Genomic DNA, 1,007 nt, shown 5'->3' with positions numbered 1-1,007 from the left:
CAATTTAACGATGGATTGGCCCCAGCGAAAACGGAAGAAAAACTCAAAACCGTGTCCGGGATGAGTTGACCACTACAGATCTAGGCGTAGTAATAGCTGCGCTCCACCCCCAAAAACCTTTAGCAAATTTGCTTGGTGATAAAGTTAGAAATGATCGGGCGCGCCTCACTATTTTTTGTAGATAGTATTTTTGGCGCGTCATCGGCCTACAGAATTATATGGACTATTCTGTAACTAGTCGGAAGAATGGTTCTTTTCGAAGTGCGATGCTTTGTGCATAACTTCCTTCGCGGTCACTGCGTAATTCATTTCGATAGCTGGTGAACTGCCAGTGCGAGGGGCGTACGTCAGAATCTGTGTGTTGTCCTGGTTGTATGTTATGTTCGCTTATCACCGATTCCAATAGTTCTAGAAAATCACGAATGTTTTTCAGAGTGCTTGCGGTGTATCGAGAGTCTGCTGTGTCCGATTTTACATATAGAGTAAATTGTGCTCCGTTGCTCACGCGCGCGTTTGGTTCCGCTCTTTCCATGTCGGTAACTTTCCATTTGTCAAATGGGCAATCTTCCGAAAATAACAACGAAGACAATGCATTGATAGTCCGTGGAACATCTACATCTTTTACACTAACGTGAAATTTATCGCCGTCAAATACTCCTGCACATTTACCTTGCTGGCGACTAGCATGCATGAATGCGTCTAAACCGCTATTGTTTTGCATAAACCCATTGTGCACTGAGCTGAATCCATTTTGCCGCATGGCTGAATAGTCTTGGATGAGCGGAGCCTCCCGAAAATGGAAGGAAGGAATATTCTTGATTTGCGCTTTTAAACTATCAAAATTCAAATTTAAAAATTCTTGTGTTGGTGTTTTTTGTTTGATTTCGGCTGAAGCGGTTGGTTGTAATGGAGGGGTGTTCAGGAATAATTGTAACTGATCCATAAACCTCACCTATCCAAACAGGCGGCGTCTGAGGTGGGGAGGAATCAAATCATGCTGGCGCGGA

General features: G+C 43.8%; 1 protein-coding gene. It reads right to left on the bottom strand.

Annotated elements, in window-relative coordinates; translation table 11 throughout:
* Nucleotides 1-223: 223 nt before the first annotated feature.
* Complete coding sequence (locus GHO03_RS24565; protein ID WP_153400696.1) at nucleotides 224-943, bottom strand: type III effector phosphothreonine lyase; 720 nt, start codon at nucleotides 941-943, stop codon at nucleotides 224-226.
* Between the last annotated feature and the right edge of the window lie 64 nt (nucleotides 944-1,007).

Origin of the sequence: Pseudomonas sp. FSL R10-1339, from assembly GCF_009600545.1 — a bacterium.
Lineage (GTDB): Bacteria > Pseudomonadota > Gammaproteobacteria > Pseudomonadales > Pseudomonadaceae > Aquipseudomonas > Aquipseudomonas bubulae.
This window is presented reverse-complemented; position numbering and strand designations above follow the sequence as displayed.